A 15,157-nucleotide genomic window follows, 5' to 3' on the forward strand; every position below is an offset into this window, starting at 1 on the left:
TGAAGGCGGATTGGGATTCGGGCTACGGCCGCCGCATCGAATTGCAGCACATCAACGGCTACGTCACGACCTACAACCACATGTCCCGCTTCGCCCGCGGCGTCACCCCCGGCGCCAAGGTGCGGCAGGGCCAAGTCATCGGCTATGTCGGGTCCACCGGCCTGTCGACGGGCGCGCACCTCCATTACGAGGTGATCATCAACGGCCACTTCGTCGATCCGATGAAGATCCGCGTGCCCCGGGGGCGCGAGCTCGACGGCCGTATGCTCGCCGAATTCACCCGCCAACGCGAGCAGATCGAGGGCACCATGCAGAAGTCGCGCACGGCCTCCGCGATGGCGCAGCGGGACGCGATGCGCTGAGGCCGGCACCGCCGAGCCGGCTCGCACGCGAGATCGAAACGCAGGGCTTCGCGTCAGGAAAAGCCGAGGCGGCGGCGGATTTCGGCCGCGCTCTCCCCAGCGGCGCGCAGGTCCGCCAGGGACGGCGAATGCCGGGACTTCGCCAGCTTCTCGCCGGAGGAATCCAGCACTAGAGCGTGATGGTGATAGCGCGGCGACGGCACGCCGATCAGCGCCTGGAGCAGCACGTGCAGGTCGGTGCTGGCGCGCAGGTCGGCGCCGCGCACGACGTGGGTGATGCCCTGGTCGGCATCGTCCATCACCACGGCGAGGTGATAGCTCGTCGGCACGTCGCGGCGGGCGATCACGGGATCGCCCCAGCGGGCGGGATCGGCGGTCTCGCGATGCTCCGGTCCGACGCGGTATCCAGGCCCCCTCCCCTCCCCCGCCGGCGCACCTTCGCCCGGAACGGTCTCGACCGCGACGTGGGTGATCGTGTGGGGACCGGGGGCGGCCGCCAGCGCACGCGCCATGTCGAGGCGCCAAGTATGCGGTTCGCCGGCCGCCAGCCGCGCCGCGGCCTCCCCGGGCGGCAAGTGGCGGCAGAGTCCCGGATAGAGCGGCGCTCCATCGGGGTCGCGGGGCGCCGGTTGTCCGCTCCGCGCGGTGTCCGCCGCGACTGCGGCCGCGATGGTGCCGCGCGAGCAGAAGCACGGATAGGCGAGGCCCCGGGCGGCGAACCCGTCGACCTGGCGCCGATAGGTTTCGAGATGGGCCGATTGCCGGCGCTCGGGCGGGGAGAAGCGAAGGCCGAGCCAGGCGAGATCGTCGCGTAGCGCCGCGATCATCTCCGGCCGCGAGCGGACGGGATCGATGTCCTCGATCCGCAGGAGAAGTCGTCCCCCGGCGCTCTCGGCCAGCGCCGCGTTCAGGAGGGCCGAGCGGGCGTGACCGAGATGCAGCCGCCCGTTCGGGCTCGGAGCGAAGCGGAAGACCGGCGGGGCCTTCACGAGGCAGCCTCCCGCATCAGGCAAGATCCCTTCATGGCGGCCGATGCCAGGCCCGGTCGTTTATCGGACGTACCCGGCCGAGAACAGGGCCGACGAAAGACCCGTCAGCCGCCGACGCGGCGCAGGCAGCTCTGCTCCGCCTTCGGGGTGCAGGCGATCCCCGGCAGCGAGCAGGCGATGCCGTCCTCGGCGCGCTGGCACACGCGGCAGCCGTCGCCCCATTCGGCGCAGGTCGCGTCCTGGCTCGGGTTGGCCACGACGGGGTGAGAAGCGGGGTGATGGACCGGCGCGGCCGCGAGGGCGCCGATCAGCACCGTCACGGCGGTGAGCGCGACGACGCTCCAGGCGACCCGGCGGTCGTGGCTGCGCGTCCCTGCATCCGCGGGCGCAGAATCATGAGAACGAAGATCCGGAGAACGAGAATCCGGGGAAAGGTGATCGGCCATGGCGCGGTGTTCGCGCGCCCCGCCCGGCGTGTCAACGCTCCGGCAATCCCGGTGCCTCGGCGCTAAAGGATCGCTCCCGACCGTGACGTGATCGCGCGGCGCGGTCCTCGCTTAACGGTCGATCCGCCAGCGATAAGCGAAAACCGTCGCGGTCAGGCAGCCGCCGCGCGGCGCTCCAGCAGGCCCGGCAGGGCGCGCAGGTCGAGGGGCTTGGCCAGGAACCCGTCGAAGCCCGCCGCGCGTGCGATGCGCTCGTCGTCCCGGCCCGCATTGGCGGTGAGGGCCACGAGGTGCAGGGCGGGCGCCCCCTCGGCGGCCTCGATCGCGCGGATCTGCCGGGCCGTCTCCAGGCCGTCGATCCCGGGCATCCGGATGTCCAAGAGGGCCAGATCGAAGGGGGTGTCGGGGGTCGCCTCGCGGATGCGGGCCAGCGCTTCCTCCCCGTCATGGGCCAGCACCACCTGCGCGCCCAGGCGCTGGAGGGCCTTGGTCGCCAGCAGGGCGTTGATCGGGTTGTCCTCGGCGAGGAGCACGCGCGGTCCGGTGGTCGGGGGAGAGGATGCGACAGGACCGGATGCGCCGGGATTTGCCGGCGCTTCGAGCGCGGTGGCGGGCAGACGCGCCGGAATCGCGGCGCCGGGTTCCTCCGATCCGCGCCGCGTCGCCGCGACGAACTCGGCCTGCGACGAGGCGGGCGCCAGCAGGCGATCGAACAGAGAGCGGGCGCGCACCGGCTTGACCAGATAGCTGTCGAAGCCGGCGGCGGCGGGGGTGCCGAACTCGCGGCGATCGAAGGGCGAGAGCAGGACGAGGCTGCAGCGCACGCCGCAGCGTCGGGCCTCGAGCGCCAGCGTGCGCACCGCCGCGTCGCCGAGGGTGCGATCGGCCAGGACCGCATCGAAGGCGGCGGCCGCGATCGCATCGAGACCGGCATCGAGGTTCGGCACCACGAGGGCGGACGCACCCGAGCGGCTGAGCCGCCGGGCCAGGAATGGCGCCTGGAACGGCGAGGCCGCGACGATGAGGACCCGGCGCCCGCACAGGCTCGGAGGCCGTTCGCGATCCGCCGCCGCGACGGGGAGCGGCAACGTCACCGAGAAGGTGCTGCCCTGGCCGAGGCGCGAGGTCGCGTCGATGCGCCCGCCCATCCGGTTGACGAGGCGCCGGGTGATGGCGAGACCGAGCCCGGTGCCCTCGTGACGGCGGCTGGCGCTGCTGTCACCCTGCTCGAATTCCTCGAACAGGATCGGGATGCGCTCGGACGGGATGCCCGGACCGGTATCCGAGATCGCGATGACGAGGTCGCCGGCCTCGCGGCGCAGCTCGACGCCGACCCCGCCCGCATTGGTGAACTTGATCGCGTTCCCCGCGAGGTTGATCAGGATCTGGCGGACCCGGTCGGCGTCGCCGACCACCAGGCGCGGGATGTCGTCGGCGATGTCGACGGCGATCTCGATGCCCTTGTCCTGGGCCCGGGGCGCCAGCAGTTCCACCACGGCCTCGGCGATCTCGCCCGGATCGAACGGCTCGGCGGCGAGATCGAGGCGGCCCGCCTCGATCCGCGAAAAATCGAGGATGCCGTCGATGAGGCTGAGCAGGGCCTTTCCGGAGGTCCGGACGGCCTCGACATAGGTGCGCTGTTCCGGGTCGAGGCCGGTGTCGAGGACGAGATCGGCCATGCCCAGGATGCCGTTGAGCGGGGTGCGGAACTCGTGGCTGACGGTGGCGAGGAAGCGGGACTTCGCCACGTTGGCGGCCTCGGCCCGGTTCAACGCCTCGTCCAGGGAGCGGGCGGCCTCGACCCGCTCGGTGATGTCGGTGCCGGCGCGCAGCCACTGGGGCTCGCCCGAGCCCCCCGGCATCGGCATCTCGATGAAGGAGTACCAGCGCGGCGCGCCGGAGAAGGGGACCAGCCGCATCTCGACGCGGCGGATTCCATCCGAGCTTCGCACGCCCTCGTTCGTCTCCAGGACCTCGGCGGTCCGTGTCGTACCGACCAGCGACAGCGGCTCGGCACCGACGAGTCGCCCGAAGCCGCCATTGGCGAAGGTGATCCGCCCCTGCGCGTCGCGCTGCACGATGATCTCGGTGCTGGCCTCGACCAGCGCCCGGTAGCGCTCCTCGCTCTCCGACAGGCGCCAGACCCGGTCCTCGAGCTGCTCGGTCCGGCTGCCGTCGCGGGCGAAGGCAGGGCGTTCGATGGAAACGGTTGGGCCGGGGGCAACACGACGCGCGCGGCCCCACCAGCCCGCCGCGAAGCCGAACCCGCCGGATACGAGACCAAGGCCCACGGTCTGCCAGACCCAGGGCGGCATCGCGAAAACCTGCAGCGGGACATCCTGCAGCGTCATGGGACCGGCCTCCGGCAGGACCGACCCCTGCCGCGAGGGACCATGCCGGAGGAACTTGAAGGCGGGCTTTCGAAAGGCCGTTAAGAAACCGTTGCGGATCGGGATCGAATGCGATGCGGTGCGGCGGTGCGCTTCACGGGCCGGTCCTGATGGTGTAGGCGCGGCGGCTTGATCCCGAGCCGCCCCCGCCGCGGCGCCGAGGACCGTTAGACGTGGGTGTCATGACGATGACGAGTTCGGTGAATCCCGGTCAGGCGCGCATCGCCGCGACCTTCGCGCGCTGCCGGGCCGAGAACCGCGCGGCTCTCGTCACCTACGTGATGGCGGGCGATCCCGATGCTGAGACCTCGCTGAAGGTGCTCGAAGCCCTGCCGGCCGCCGGAGCCGACATCGTCGAATTCGGCCTGCCCTTCACCGACCCGATGGCGGACGGCCCCGCGATCCAGGCGGCGGGCCTGCGTGCCCTGAAGGGCGGCCAGGGCGTGGCCCGGACCCTCGATCTCGTGCGGCGCTTCCGCCAGGGCAACACCGAGACGCCGGTGATCCTGATGGGGTATTTCAACCCGATCCACACCTACGGCGTCGAGCGCTTCCTCGACGATGCGCTCGACGCCGGGATCGACGGCCTGATCGTGGTCGACCTTCCGCCGGAGGAGGATGACGAACTCTGCCTGCCGGCGCTGGCCAAGGGGCTGGCCTTCATCCGCCTCGCGACGCCGACCACCGACGAGAAGCGGCTCCCCGCCGTCCTCGCGAACACCGCGGGCTTCGTCTACTACGTGTCGATCACCGGCATCACCGGAACCGCCACGCCGAACTTCGACCGGGTGGCCGCGGCGGTCGACCGGATCCGGCGCCACACCGACCTGCCGATCGTGGTGGGCTTCGGGGTTCGGACCGGAGCCGATGCCACGGCGATCGCTCGCGGAGCCGACGGGGTGGTGGTCGGCTCCGCCCTGGTTGACGCCATGCGGGCCACCCTCGACGCCGAAGGCGCTTCGAACGGCGGCACGGTCGCGGCCGTCAGCGCCCTGGTGCGCGAGTTGGCCGAGGGCGTGCGCTCCGCGCCCCGCGCCTGACGCAATTTCGCGAGACCTTCCGGCTCGCTCGCTTCGAGCCCGCACAAGGACACCGTCGCATGATGGTTGAACCGATGAACTGGATCTCGGAGGTCGTTCGCCCCAAGATCAAGACCCTGTTCAAGCGCGAGACCCCGGAGAACCTGTGGGTCAAGTGCCCCGATACGGGCCAGATGGTCTTCCACAAGGAGGTGGAGAGCAATCACTGGGTCATCCCCGGCTCGGAGCATCACTTGAAGATGAGCGCCCAGGCGCGCCTCAAGATGATGTTCGACGAGGGCACCTGGATCGACGTGCCCCTGCCGGAGGTCGCCGCCGATCCGCTCAAGTTCCGCGATGAGAAGCGCTACGTCGACCGGCTCAAGGATGCCCGGGCCAAGACCGGCATGACCGACGCCTTCAAGGTCGGCTTCGGCCGCGTCTCGGGCCTGCCGATGACCCTGGCGGTGCAGGACTTCGCCTTCATGGCCGGCTCTCTCGGCATGGCGGCCGGCGAAGCCTTCGTGCGCGGCGCGGAGACCGCCCTGGACAAGCGCACCCCCTACGTCCTGTTCTCCGCCTCGGGCGGCGCCCGCATGCAGGAAGGCATCCTCTCGCTGATGCAGATGCCCCGCACCACCGTGGCGGTGCGCCGGCTCAACGCGGCCAGACTGCCCTACATCGTGGTGCTCACCAACCCCACCACCGGCGGCGTCACCGCCTCCTACGCGATGCTGGGCGACGTCCATCTGGCCGAGCCCGGCGCGCTGATCTGCTTTGCCGGCCCGCGCGTCATCGAGCAGACCATCCGCGAAAAGCTGCCCGACGGTTTCCAGCGGGCGGAATACCTGCGCGACCACGGCATGGTCGATCAGGTCGTCCACCGCCACGCCCTGAAGGACACGATCGCGACCCTGTGCGGCCTCCTCACCAATCAGGAGCCCGGGTCGCCGCCGGTCCGGGCGGCCGCCCCGGTTGCGGAACTCGCCTGAAGCGGCACACGCCGCGCGTCCGTCTCCACGATTCCTTCTCCGCGATCCCCTCCCCTCCGCCACACGACGTTCGATCATGGATTCCTCCGACGCGCTGATGGCGCGCTTCCTCGCCCTCCACCCGCGCACGATCGACCTGTCGCTCGGGCGGATCGAGCGGCTGCTCGCCCGTCTCGACCACCCGGAGCGCAAGCTGCCGCCGGTGATCCACGTGGCCGGCACCAACGGGAAGGGCTCGACCATCGCCTTCATGCGGGCGATCCTCGAGGCCGCGGGGTTGGCGGCCCATGTCTACACCTCGCCGCATCTGGTGCGCTTCCATGAGCGCATCCGTATCGGCGCCATCGGGGGCGGACACTTCGTCCCCGAGGATCAGCTGGCCGACGCCCTGGCCCGCTGCGAGGCCGCCAACGAGGGCGAGCCGATCACCGTGTTCGAGATCACCACCGCGGCCGCCCTGTTGCTGTTCTCCGAGCATCCGGCCGACGTGCTGTTGCTGGAAGTCGGGCTCGGCGGCCGGGTCGATGCCACCAACGTTATCGATCGGCCGGCGGCGGCCGTGGTGACGCCCATCGGGCGCGACCACGCCGAATATCTCGGCGACACCGTCGAGGCGGTCGCCACCGAGAAGGCCGGCATCTTCAAGAAGGGATGCCCGGCCATCATCGCCGCGCAGGATTACGCCGAAGCCGATTCGGTGCTGTGCCAGCTCGCCGAAGCGGTGGGGGCCACCCCGATCCGCGTCGGCAACCAGGATTTCTCGGTCCATGCCGAGCGCGGGCGTCTCGTCTACCAGGACGATACCGACCTATTCGACCTGCCCAAGCCGCGCCTGAACGGCCGGCACCAGTTCACCAATGCCGGCACCGCCATCGCGGCTCTGCGTGCCGCCGGCTTCGGCGATATCGGTACCGCCGCGATCGAGGCCGGGCTCAACGCCGTCGAGTGGCCGGGGCGCCTGCAGCGGCTGAACCGCGGGCGCCTGTCCGATCTGGTGCCCCTCGGCGCCGAACTCTGGCTCGACGGCGGCCACAACATCGATGGCGGGCGCATCCTCGCCGCCGCAATGGCGGATCTCGGCGAGCGCTCCGACGTCCCGCTGGTGCTCATCGTCGGCCTGCTTGGGACCAAGGACGCGGAGGGGTTCCTGCGCAACTTCGTCGGTCTGGCCCGCGCCCTTGTGGCGGTCCCGATCGCCGGACAGATGGCGGCCCGGCCGGCGGAAGAGGTCGCCAGCATCGCCACGGATGTGGGCCTGAACGCGGCCGTGGCCTCAAGTGTCGAAGCGGCTCTCGAGAGTCTTTCCGACATCGCCTTCGAGCAACCGCCACGCATTCTGATCTGCGGTTCGCTCTACCTCGTCGGCGCCGTCCTGACTGCGAACGGAACGCCGCCGACCTGAATTCCCTAACCTTTTCCAGTCCCACCGGCGCTCACATCAACTCTGCGGTGTGACCGCGGCGCTACATCTTGGCTGTGGAAACTGAAGTAGGTTCTCCCTCGATCGGGCACTTCGCTGGGGATCAGAATAATGAAAAAGCTTCTTACGTCTTTCGCGGCCTTCACGGCCCTCACCGCAGCCGCTTCGGCCGCTGACCTGCCGCGCCGCGCCGCTCCGCCGGTGTTCGTGCCGGTGCCGGTGTTCACCTGGACCGGCTTCTACGCCGGTTTCAACGCGGGTTACGGCTTCGACGCCTCCGACCGCGGCACCAACGTCTACAACAACGTGTTCCCGAACCTCGTCGCTCCGCTCAACGGCGGTCCGTCGCAGGTCGCCTACTCGAACAACTCCAACGAAGGTTTCACGGGCGGCGGTCAGATCGGTTACAACTACCAGTTCACCCCGGGTTCGGGCGTGGTCGTCGGTATCGAAGCTGACGCCCAGTACGTCGACTTCGGCCGTAGCCGTAACAATGCGATCCTGACCCCCGGCTTCGCTCCGATCGCCGGCGTCACCTTCGTCGACCCGCGCGGCACCGCCAGCCTCGACTACTTCGGCACCGTCCGCGGTCGCCTCGGCTACGCCTTCGACCGCGTCCTGTTCTACGGCACCGGCGGCTTCGCCTACGGCGCCGGCAGCAACGAGCGTTCGTTCGGCGGCTTCCGCGGCAACGACGATTTCCGCACCGGCTACGCTGCTGGCGGCGGCATCGAGTACGCGCTCCCGACCGACTCGTTCCTGAACTTCTTCCGTTCGTCGGCCGTCACGCTCAAGGTCGAAGGCCTGTACGTGAACCTCGAGAACAACAACCGCAACGCCGGCGTCTACGCCGTCGACACCAACAACGTTCTCTACCGCCAGCCCGGTTTCACCAACCGCAACAGCGGCGCCGAGTTCGCCGTCGTCCGCGCCGGCCTGAACTACAAGTTCGGCTCGTACTAAGCCGACATCTACGGTCTCGAAACGAGGGAGCCCGGCCGCAAGGCCGGGTTTCTTCGTTTGGGCCATCATCGGCGTTCGGTCATCCGACGCCCCACAAAAAAGCCCGGCCTCGCGGCCGGGCTTTGTCCGTTCAGGCCGTGGGTCGCGGCGCCGGACCGGCCCCGCGCTCAGGCGCTCGCTTGAATCCAGCGGGACAGGTCGCCCTTCGGGGCGGCGCCGACCTTCTGGCTCGCGAGCTGGCCGTCCTTGAAGATCAGCAGCGTCGGGATCGAGCGGATGCCGTACTGGGCGGCAATGCCCGGGTTCTCGTCGACATTGACCTTGGCGATCTTGACCCGGCCCTGGAGATCGGCCGAGATCTCCTCGAGCGCCGGACCGATCTGACGGCACGGGCCGCACCACTCGGCCCAGAAATCCACTACGACCGGCTCCGCGGACTGGAGAACGTCCTGCTCGAAGCTCGCGTCGGTCACTTTCACCGTCGCCATGGGAAACTTCCTTTCCGGTTCCGCTCTTCGCGAAACGTCTCATCCGCCGTCCTCGCGTCGCGACATCGAGCCGCGAGACGGATCGTCGAAGGCCAGAGTTGGCGATGCGGCGGGGAACGGTCAAGGCGTCCTGTGGCCGATGCAGGGCTGCCCTCCCCTGGACTCTGCAGATTGTCCACCTGGTCTCTTCGTCGGGACCCTTCAGATGTCGAGCCCGATGAGGCCGGCCGGACCTGTTCCGAACCCCGCGACGGTGGCCCGAGAGGCCGCCACCCTCGCCAAAGCGTGTCCGTCGCCCCATGTCCCAGGCATCCCGACGGCGGCGGCCCGGCCGCTGCCCGAGGGGGCTCGACCCGGAGCCGGCCAACGTGCCGGCATGGAGGACCATCCGACGTGAAGCGCATCCCGCACAGCCTGCTCGCCACCGCAGCCCTTCTCAGCCTCGGCGCGGCCGTCCACGCGCAGGAGCCGGCGGGCGCCGAGCCCCGGCAGCCCCGGATCGGCGGCGACGCCTTCGCGGCGCCCACCAGTTCCGCCACCGGCAACAGCCCCGCCGAAACCGAGGCGCCGAATGCGCCCTACAAGCCGCTGCTGCCCAACCAGACCCGCGCCCCAAAGCCCGAGGTCGCCACGAAGGTGAAGACGGAGGTCGTCGCCAAGGGCCTCGACAGCCCTTGGGCGATGGAGTTCCTGCCGGACGGACGCATGCTGGTGACCGAGAAAGCCGGCAAGCTGCGCATCGTCGCCAAGGACGGAACCGCCGGGCCGTCGATTCCCGGCGTGCCGAAGGTCGATGCCCGCGGACAGGGCGGCCTGCTCGACGTGGCCTTGAGCCCGAGCTTCGTCGCCGACCGTCTGATCTATCTCAGCTACGCCGAGCCGCGCGACAAGGGCAACGGCACCAGCGTGCTGCGGGCCAAACTGGTCGAGGACAAGGGCGCCGCCCGCCTCGACGAGGTCAAGGTCATCTTCCGGCAGATGCCGAGCTATGACGGCGACAAGCATTTCGGCTCGCGGCTCGTCTTCGCCCCGGACGGCAAGCTCTTCGTCACCGTGGGCGAGCGCTCCGACAAGGTCACGCGCGTCCAGGCCCAGGACCTCACCAGCGGTCTCGGCAAGGTCTTCCGCATCGACACCGATGGCAATGCCGCGAAGGACAATCCCTTCACGGGCGGCGAGAAGGCCAAGCCCGAGATCTGGTCCTACGGCCACCGCAACGTGCAGGCCGCGGCCCTCGATCCGCAGGGGCGGCTCTGGACCGTGGAGCACGGGCCGCGCGGCGGCGACGAGCTGAACCGCCCGCGTCCCGGCGTCAATTATGGTTGGCCCGAAGTCACCTACGGCCTCGAGTACAGCGGCGAGAAGATCGGCGAGGGCAAGACCCAGGCGGGCGGCACCGCCCAGCCGGTCTATTACTGGGACCCGGTGATCGGCCCCTCGGGCATGGCGCTCTACAGCGGTGACGCCTTCCCGGCCTGGAAGGACGCCTTCCTGATCGGCGGCCTCGTCAGCCAGGGCCTCGTGGCGGTGAAACTCGACGGCGACAAGGTCGTCAGCGAGGAGCGCATTCCCCTGGAGGACCGCATCCGCGATGTCCGCGTCGGCACCGACGGTGCGGTCTACGCCGTCACCGACGGCCCGGACGGCAAGATCCTGAAGCTGACTCCGGGCAGCTGATCCCGGATGCCCTGAGGCGTTCGTCGGGGACGCCGGCTCGTCCCTCCCCCTCTGCGGGGGAGGGAGATGCGCTCCGGCCTTCGGCCAAGACGCCTTCCCGTCAGCCAAGACGCCTTCCCGTCAGCCAAGACGCCTTCCCGTCAGGCAAGACGCCTATCCGTCAGGCAAGACGCCTACCCGACCTCCCTGCCCTCAGCCCCTGTCCTGTCCCTGTCCCCTGGGATCAACCGCGGCCGCAGGCGCTCCAGCGTCCGACCGAATGCCCCCGGGTCGTCGAGGGCGCGGGCGAGGACCAGACCGCCCTGGATGGCCGCGACGGTCTCCTCGGCCAAGCCTTTCGCCGCCGCTTCGGTGAACCCGCTGCGCCGCAGGGCCGCCGCCAGCGAATCGCACCAGACGGCAAAGTAGCGCCGGATGCGGTCGCCGAAGCGGTCGCGGCCCTCGGTCAGCGCGAAGGCGCCGACGAGGCAGGCGCGGCCCCCGGAGCGGAAATACGCCTCGGTCTCGGACAGCATGCGCCGGATCGCCGCCTCGGGATCGGACTCGTCGCGCAGGGGAGCGTAGAGACGCGTCTCGAACCAGGCCTCGATGGCGTCCAGGACAGCCTCCGCCATCTCGGCCTTACCGCCCGGAAAGGCGTGATAGAGGCTGCCCTTGCCGAGTCCGGTGCGGGCGCCGAGCAAGGCCAGGCTGGCCCCTTCGTAGCCGTGCTCGCGAAACACCTCCGCCAGCACCGGGATCGCGGCCTCCCGTGCACGCGCCCGCGACGATGCCCCCGATCCTACTCCCGACATCGACACCGGTACCGGTCTCTTACAGGCCGAGAGCGCTCAACCCGGGATGGTCATCGGGACGCGGGGCGGCGCGGTCCCAGTGGAATTGGCGCTCGGTGTCGCGAATCGAGAGGTCGTTGATGCTGGCATGGCGCTCGCGCATCAGGCCGTTGGCGTCGAAGGCCCAATTCTCGTTGCCGTAGGCGCGGAACCACTGTCCCGCCGCGTCGTGGAACTCGTAGGCGAAGCGGACGGCGATCCGGTCCTCGGTGAAGGCCCAGATCTCCTTGATCAGGCGGTACTCGTGCTCGCGCTCCCATTTGCGGCGCAGGAAATCCACGATCGCCGGCCGGCCGCTGAAGAACTCGGTGCGGTTCCGCCACCGGCTGTCGGCGGTGTAGGCCAGGGCGACCTTTTCCGGGTTGCAGCCATTCCAGCCGTTCTCGGCGGCGCGGACTTTCACGATCGCCGTGTCCCGCGTGAAGGGCGGCAGTGGAGGACGCGATTCGGCAGCAAGGGTCTCGGACATCGGCAAGGCTCCGGCACGGCTGGACCGCGGCTTTCCCGGTCCTGTACCGATCGGTACAAACAGGCGGGACAGCGGTCAAGATCGGCGCGACCCGAGCAGCTCCGCCGCGCCGTCAGGCGTGGCCGAGGAGCGTCAGCCAGGCGATCGTGGTGAAGGTCGCCAGCAGGGTCGACAGCATCACGGCGGCGGCCACCACGCCGGTCTCGGTCTTGTAGCGGGCGGCGAGCAGGTAGGCGTTGATGCCCACCGGCATCGCGGCGAACAGGGTCGCCACCCCGGCATAGGCCGGTGGCATGGTGAAGACGTGGAAGGCCAGGACCCAGACCACGAGGGGATGCAGCACAAGCTTCAGGCTGGTGATCACCAGGGCGCTCGGCATGTCGTGGAGGACCCGGTAGCGGACGAGGCCGGCGCCGAGGGCGATCAGCGCGCAGGTCGAGGCCGTACCCGCCAGCGAATCCACCAGCGCCTTGGCCATGCCGGTGGGTGCCACCCCGATGGCCTTGAGGCCGAGGCCCAGGACGAGCGCGAGGAAGATCGGATTGCGCAGAAGGACCAGGGCGAGGCCCCGCAGGCGCCGCAGGATGGAGGTCTCGCCGTCCGCCTCGATCAGGAAGGTGGCGCAGCCCATCATCAGGGGCAGGTGCACGGCCAGCAGCATGAAGAGCGGGAAGGCCCCCTCCTCGCCATAGGCCTGGAGGATCATCGGCACGCCGATGAACACGGTGTTCGACTGGCTGGCGGCGAAGCCGTGGAGGATCGCCCCGCGGCGCTCGACGCCCTTGCGGCGCAGGCTCAGCGCCGACCCGATTCCCCAGGACAGGGCGGCCCCGCCGAAATAGCTGACCCAGTAGGAGGGCGTGATCTCGCCAGTGAGCCCGGGACGGGTCAGCGTCGCGATGATCAGAGCCGGAACCGCGATCGAGAAGACGTATTCCGACAGGCCGTCACTGACCTTGTCGGACAGGAAGCCGGCGAGTGCCGCGATCCATCCCACCAGGATGAGGCCGAAGATCGGGGCGACGAGCGACAGGACGGTCATCGACGGGAAACCGGTGCTCCAACGCGAACGGCCACCGTACGCGCTGTCGCGTGCGGCGGCCGTTCGATGATCTGGCGGAAGGCGGCGCGGTCGGGAGCGCTCCCCGACCGATTCGACGCCCCGGAGGCCTCAGGCGGCGACGGGGGTCTCGACTTCGGCGAGCTTCTTGTGCAGCTCGCGCTTGAGAAGGCGGGCCGTCTGCGACAGCTCGATCTCGCGGGCCTTGATCAGGAAGGCGTCGAGACCGCCGCGGTGCTCGACCGAGCGCAGCGCATGGGCCGTGACGCGCAGGCGCACGCGGCGCTTGAGGGCATCCGACTGCAGCGTGACCTGGCACAGGTTCGGCAGGAACCGGCACTTGGTCTTGCGGTTCGAGTGGCTCACGAGGTGGCCGGTCTGCACGGCTTTGCCCGTGAGTTCGCAACGGCGCGACATTGTTCTATTTCCCGTCTCGTTCCGCATGTCCGACAGGCTGGCGGGAAACCCGGCCGCGTCGCGGCAAGCGGCTTCTCGCACGCCAGGCCCGGTGGAGCGGCGTTCTCATTGAAGGCGCGAGCCTATAGGGGAGAGTGCCCCGTGACGTCAAGGCGTGGGCCGATTTTTCGACGCTCCGCCCGGGCCGGGCGGGCCGGCACCGACGCCTCCGCTGCACCCGCCCGAACGATGTGTTAACCATGAGAGCGGACGATGATGGCCAGATGTCCCGGGCGCGTTCGGCCGGGGACCGACAGCGAACCCGAGTTTCCAGCCATGTGCGGCACCCGACAGCGCCCTGCCCCGCTTCCTCGTCTCGGCGCCCGGCTGCTTGACGTCCGGCTGCTCGGCGCCCGGCTGCTCGGCGCCAGCGCGCTGACCCTCGCGGTGGCTGTTCCCGTGGCGCTTGTCGGGCCGCCCGCGCAGGCCCGGCCGAAGGCCGCCGCCGCCTCGACGGTGACGGTGGATTACGACATCGCCCTGGCGGGCCTCACCATCGGCAATGCCCAAGTGGCGGGGGTGTTCGAGGGATCCGGCTACCGGATGGACGTCTCGGCCCGGCTCACCGGCCTCGTCGGCGTGGTGACGGGCGGCATGGGCTCGGCCCGCGCCAGCGGCGCCATCGCGTCGGCGCCCCAGCCCAGCAGTTTCGCGATCGCCACCAAGACCTCCAATTCCGGCATCGCCGTGCGCATGGCGCTCGCTCGCGGCACCGTCACCCAGGCGGAGATCACTCCGCCCCTCATCGACATGGGCGACCGGGTGCCGATCACCGCCGCCAACAAGCGCGGCGTGATCGACCCGGCCAGCGCCCTGATGATGCCGGTGCAGGGTCGGGCCGATCCGATGGACCCGGCCAATTGCAACCGGACGCTGCCGATCTTCGACGGGGCGACCCGATTCGACGTGGCGCTGAGCTACGGCGAGACCCGCGCGGTGGCCAAACCCGGCTACAGCGGCCCGGTCCTGGTCTGCAACGCCCGCTACACCCCGATCGCCGGCCACCGGCCGGACCGGCCGGGCGTGAAGTTCATGGAGGACAACCGCGAGATGTCGGTCTGGCTGGCCCCGGTCGAGGGCACCCGCGTGCTGCTGCCGGTGCGAATCGCCGTGCGCACCACGGTCGGCACCAACATCATCGAGGCCACCCGCTGGACCCGCACCGGCGGACCGCAGGGCAGCAGCACCGCCGCAGCCGCTTCGAATTCCGCCACTCAAGCCAGCCTGGCCCAGTGACCGGACGCCACAGCCTCGCCGCGCGATTCGTCGGCGCCGCTCTGGCGCTCGGGGCCTCCGGCGCGAGCGCGCAATCGATCCTGTCGACGGGACCCGATTGCGGCGGCGACGCCTATTCCTCGGCCCAGGTCATCGAGAACCGCCCGCCCCGGCGCGGGCCGCTGACGGCCGTGCCCGATACCCTCTGCGCCGATGTCGCACCGCAGCGGATACAGCCGCCCGTGGAGATCGGGATCTATCCGAGCCTCGGCCTGCCCGGCTCGGACCGGAATGGCGGGTATGGCCGGGATGGCAGCCGACGCTATGGCGACCCATATGAGGGCCAGCCGCCACGACAGCGCCGCCCCTGACGGCGTC

The 15,157-nt window shown here is 70.1% G+C and carries 16 protein-coding genes (1 of these 16 cut by a window edge); 8 read left to right on the forward strand and 8 right to left on the reverse strand.

Annotated elements, in window-relative coordinates; translation table 11 throughout:
• On the forward strand, positions 1 to 362 hold the 3' portion of the coding sequence (locus ACV7NL_RS00030) for a M23 family metallopeptidase (protein WP_463354533.1). It extends 1,732 nt beyond the left edge of the window; the window shows 362 of its 2,094 coding nt (coding positions 1,733–2,094); its start codon lies off the left edge, out of view; the stop codon is at positions 360 to 362.
• A 53-nt stretch (positions 363 to 415) separates the two neighbouring features.
• Here ACV7NL_RS00030 and gluQRS read toward each other — a convergent pair whose 3' ends face one another.
• The 3 genes from gluQRS to ACV7NL_RS00045 all read right to left on the reverse strand — a co-directional run bounded on the left by gluQRS (position 416) and on the right by ACV7NL_RS00045 (position 4,148).
• On the reverse strand, positions 416 to 1,351 hold the full coding sequence (gene gluQRS, locus ACV7NL_RS00035; protein WP_463354534.1) for a tRNA glutamyl-Q(34) synthetase GluQRS: 936 nt from the start codon (positions 1,349 to 1,351) through the stop codon (positions 416 to 418).
• Between the two features lie 104 nt (positions 1,352 to 1,455).
• On the reverse strand, positions 1,456 to 1,797 hold the full coding sequence (locus tag ACV7NL_RS00040) for a hypothetical protein (RefSeq protein ID WP_463354535.1): 342 nt from the start codon (positions 1,795 to 1,797) through the stop codon (positions 1,456 to 1,458).
• Between the two features lie 152 nt (positions 1,798 to 1,949).
• Positions 1,950 to 4,148 carry an ATP-binding protein gene (locus ACV7NL_RS00045; protein ID WP_463354536.1) on the reverse strand — a complete coding sequence of 733 codons (2,199 nt, stop codon included), beginning with the start codon at positions 4,146 to 4,148 and terminating at the stop codon, positions 1,950 to 1,952.
• A gap of 221 nt (positions 4,149 to 4,369) precedes the next feature.
• Here ACV7NL_RS00045 and trpA point away from each other — a divergent pair, with 221 nt between their 5' ends.
• The 4 genes from trpA to ACV7NL_RS00065 all read left to right on the forward strand — a co-directional run bounded on the left by trpA (position 4,370) and on the right by ACV7NL_RS00065 (position 8,581).
• Entirely contained in the window at positions 4,370 to 5,227 is an 858-nt protein-coding gene (trpA, locus tag ACV7NL_RS00050) for a tryptophan synthase subunit alpha (RefSeq protein ID WP_247636887.1), read from the forward strand.
• A gap of 62 nt (positions 5,228 to 5,289) precedes the next feature.
• Positions 5,290 to 6,198, forward strand: coding sequence for an acetyl-CoA carboxylase, carboxyltransferase subunit beta (gene accD, locus ACV7NL_RS00055; protein WP_463357030.1), 909 nt, complete (start codon positions 5,290 to 5,292; stop codon positions 6,196 to 6,198).
• A 76-nt stretch (positions 6,199 to 6,274) separates the two neighbouring features.
• On the forward strand, positions 6,275 to 7,600 hold the full coding sequence (locus ACV7NL_RS00060; RefSeq protein WP_056185161.1) for a bifunctional folylpolyglutamate synthase/dihydrofolate synthase: 1,326 nt from the start codon (positions 6,275 to 6,277) through the stop codon (positions 7,598 to 7,600).
• 129 nt (positions 7,601 to 7,729) lie between these two features.
• Complete coding sequence (locus ACV7NL_RS00065) at positions 7,730 to 8,581, forward strand: outer membrane protein (protein WP_463354537.1); 852 nt, start codon at positions 7,730 to 7,732, stop codon at positions 8,579 to 8,581.
• Positions 8,582 to 8,748: 167 nt separating this feature from the next.
• Here ACV7NL_RS00065 and trxA read toward each other — a convergent pair whose 3' ends face one another.
• Entirely contained in the window at positions 8,749 to 9,069 is a 321-nt protein-coding gene (gene trxA / locus ACV7NL_RS00070) for a thioredoxin (protein WP_056185158.1), read from the reverse strand.
• A 393-nt stretch (positions 9,070 to 9,462) separates the two neighbouring features.
• Here trxA and ACV7NL_RS00075 point away from each other — a divergent pair, with 393 nt between their 5' ends.
• Entirely contained in the window at positions 9,463 to 10,746 is a 1,284-nt protein-coding gene (locus ACV7NL_RS00075; RefSeq protein WP_247636871.1) for a PQQ-dependent sugar dehydrogenase, read from the forward strand.
• 173 nt (positions 10,747 to 10,919) lie between these two features.
• Here the strand turns inward: ACV7NL_RS00075 and ACV7NL_RS00080 are convergent, their stop codons facing one another.
• From ACV7NL_RS00080 to rpmB, 4 genes are all read right to left on the reverse strand, one after another.
• Positions 10,920 to 11,540, reverse strand: coding sequence for a TetR/AcrR family transcriptional regulator (locus ACV7NL_RS00080; protein ID WP_463354538.1), 621 nt, complete (start codon positions 11,538 to 11,540; stop codon positions 10,920 to 10,922).
• Positions 11,541 to 11,559: 19 nt separating this feature from the next.
• Positions 11,560 to 12,048 (reverse strand): nuclear transport factor 2 family protein, encoded by a 489-nt coding sequence (locus tag ACV7NL_RS00085; protein ID WP_463354539.1) that lies wholly within the window; start codon positions 12,046 to 12,048, stop codon positions 11,560 to 11,562.
• Between the two features lie 112 nt (positions 12,049 to 12,160).
• Positions 12,161 to 13,090: an AEC family transporter gene (locus ACV7NL_RS00090; RefSeq protein ID WP_056185146.1), complete on the reverse strand. Its 930-nt coding sequence runs from the start codon at positions 13,088 to 13,090 to the stop codon at positions 12,161 to 12,163.
• A 129-nt stretch (positions 13,091 to 13,219) separates the two neighbouring features.
• Positions 13,220 to 13,525: a 50S ribosomal protein L28 gene (gene rpmB / locus ACV7NL_RS00095; protein WP_056185141.1), complete on the reverse strand. Its 306-nt coding sequence runs from the start codon at positions 13,523 to 13,525 to the stop codon at positions 13,220 to 13,222.
• Positions 13,526 to 13,840: 315 nt separating this feature from the next.
• Between rpmB and ACV7NL_RS00100 the strand changes: the two genes are divergently transcribed.
• Both ACV7NL_RS00100 and ACV7NL_RS00105 read left to right on the forward strand, forming a co-directional pair.
• Positions 13,841 to 14,800, forward strand: coding sequence for a DUF3108 domain-containing protein (locus tag ACV7NL_RS00100; RefSeq protein ID WP_247636875.1), 960 nt, complete (start codon positions 13,841 to 13,843; stop codon positions 14,798 to 14,800).
• Positions 14,797 to 15,150, forward strand: a complete 354-nt coding sequence (locus ACV7NL_RS00105) for a hypothetical protein (protein WP_247636876.1) — start codon at positions 14,797 to 14,799, stop codon at positions 15,148 to 15,150. The genes ACV7NL_RS00100 and ACV7NL_RS00105 overlap by 4 nt, the downstream gene beginning before the upstream one ends.
• Positions 15,151 to 15,157 lie beyond the last annotated feature (7 nt).

The sequence above is a fragment of the Methylobacterium sp. Ger2507 genome (assembly GCF_055231875.1).

Coding starts and splice junctions, on each gene's coding strand:
- ACV7NL_RS00060 (WP_056185161.1), top strand. CDS start 6,275: ATGGATTCCTCCGACGCGCTGATGGCGCGCTTCCTCGCCCTCCACCCG.
- trpA (WP_247636887.1), top strand. CDS start 4,370: ATGACGATGACGAGTTCGGTGAATCCCGGTCAGGCGCGCATCGCCGCG.
- ACV7NL_RS00040 (WP_463354535.1), bottom strand. CDS start 1,797: ATGGCCGATCACCTTTCCCCGGATTCTCGTTCTCCGGATCTTCGTTCT.
- ACV7NL_RS00045 (WP_463354536.1), bottom strand. CDS start 4,148: ATGACGCTGCAGGATGTCCCGCTGCAGGTTTTCGCGATGCCGCCCTGG.
- ACV7NL_RS00090 (WP_056185146.1), bottom strand. CDS start 13,090: ATGACCGTCCTGTCGCTCGTCGCCCCGATCTTCGGCCTCATCCTGGTG.
- ACV7NL_RS00085 (WP_463354539.1), bottom strand. CDS start 12,048: ATGTCCGAGACCCTTGCTGCCGAATCGCGTCCTCCACTGCCGCCCTTC.
- ACV7NL_RS00065 (WP_463354537.1), top strand. CDS start 7,730: ATGAAAAAGCTTCTTACGTCTTTCGCGGCCTTCACGGCCCTCACCGCA.
- rpmB (WP_056185141.1), bottom strand. CDS start 13,525: ATGTCGCGCCGTTGCGAACTCACGGGCAAAGCCGTGCAGACCGGCCAC.
- ACV7NL_RS00100 (WP_247636875.1), top strand. CDS start 13,841: ATGTGCGGCACCCGACAGCGCCCTGCCCCGCTTCCTCGTCTCGGCGCC.
- trxA (WP_056185158.1), bottom strand. CDS start 9,069: ATGGCGACGGTGAAAGTGACCGACGCGAGCTTCGAGCAGGACGTTCTC.
- accD (WP_463357030.1), top strand. CDS start 5,290: ATGGTTGAACCGATGAACTGGATCTCGGAGGTCGTTCGCCCCAAGATC.
- ACV7NL_RS00080 (WP_463354538.1), bottom strand. CDS start 11,540: ATGTCGGGAGTAGGATCGGGGGCATCGTCGCGGGCGCGTGCACGGGAG.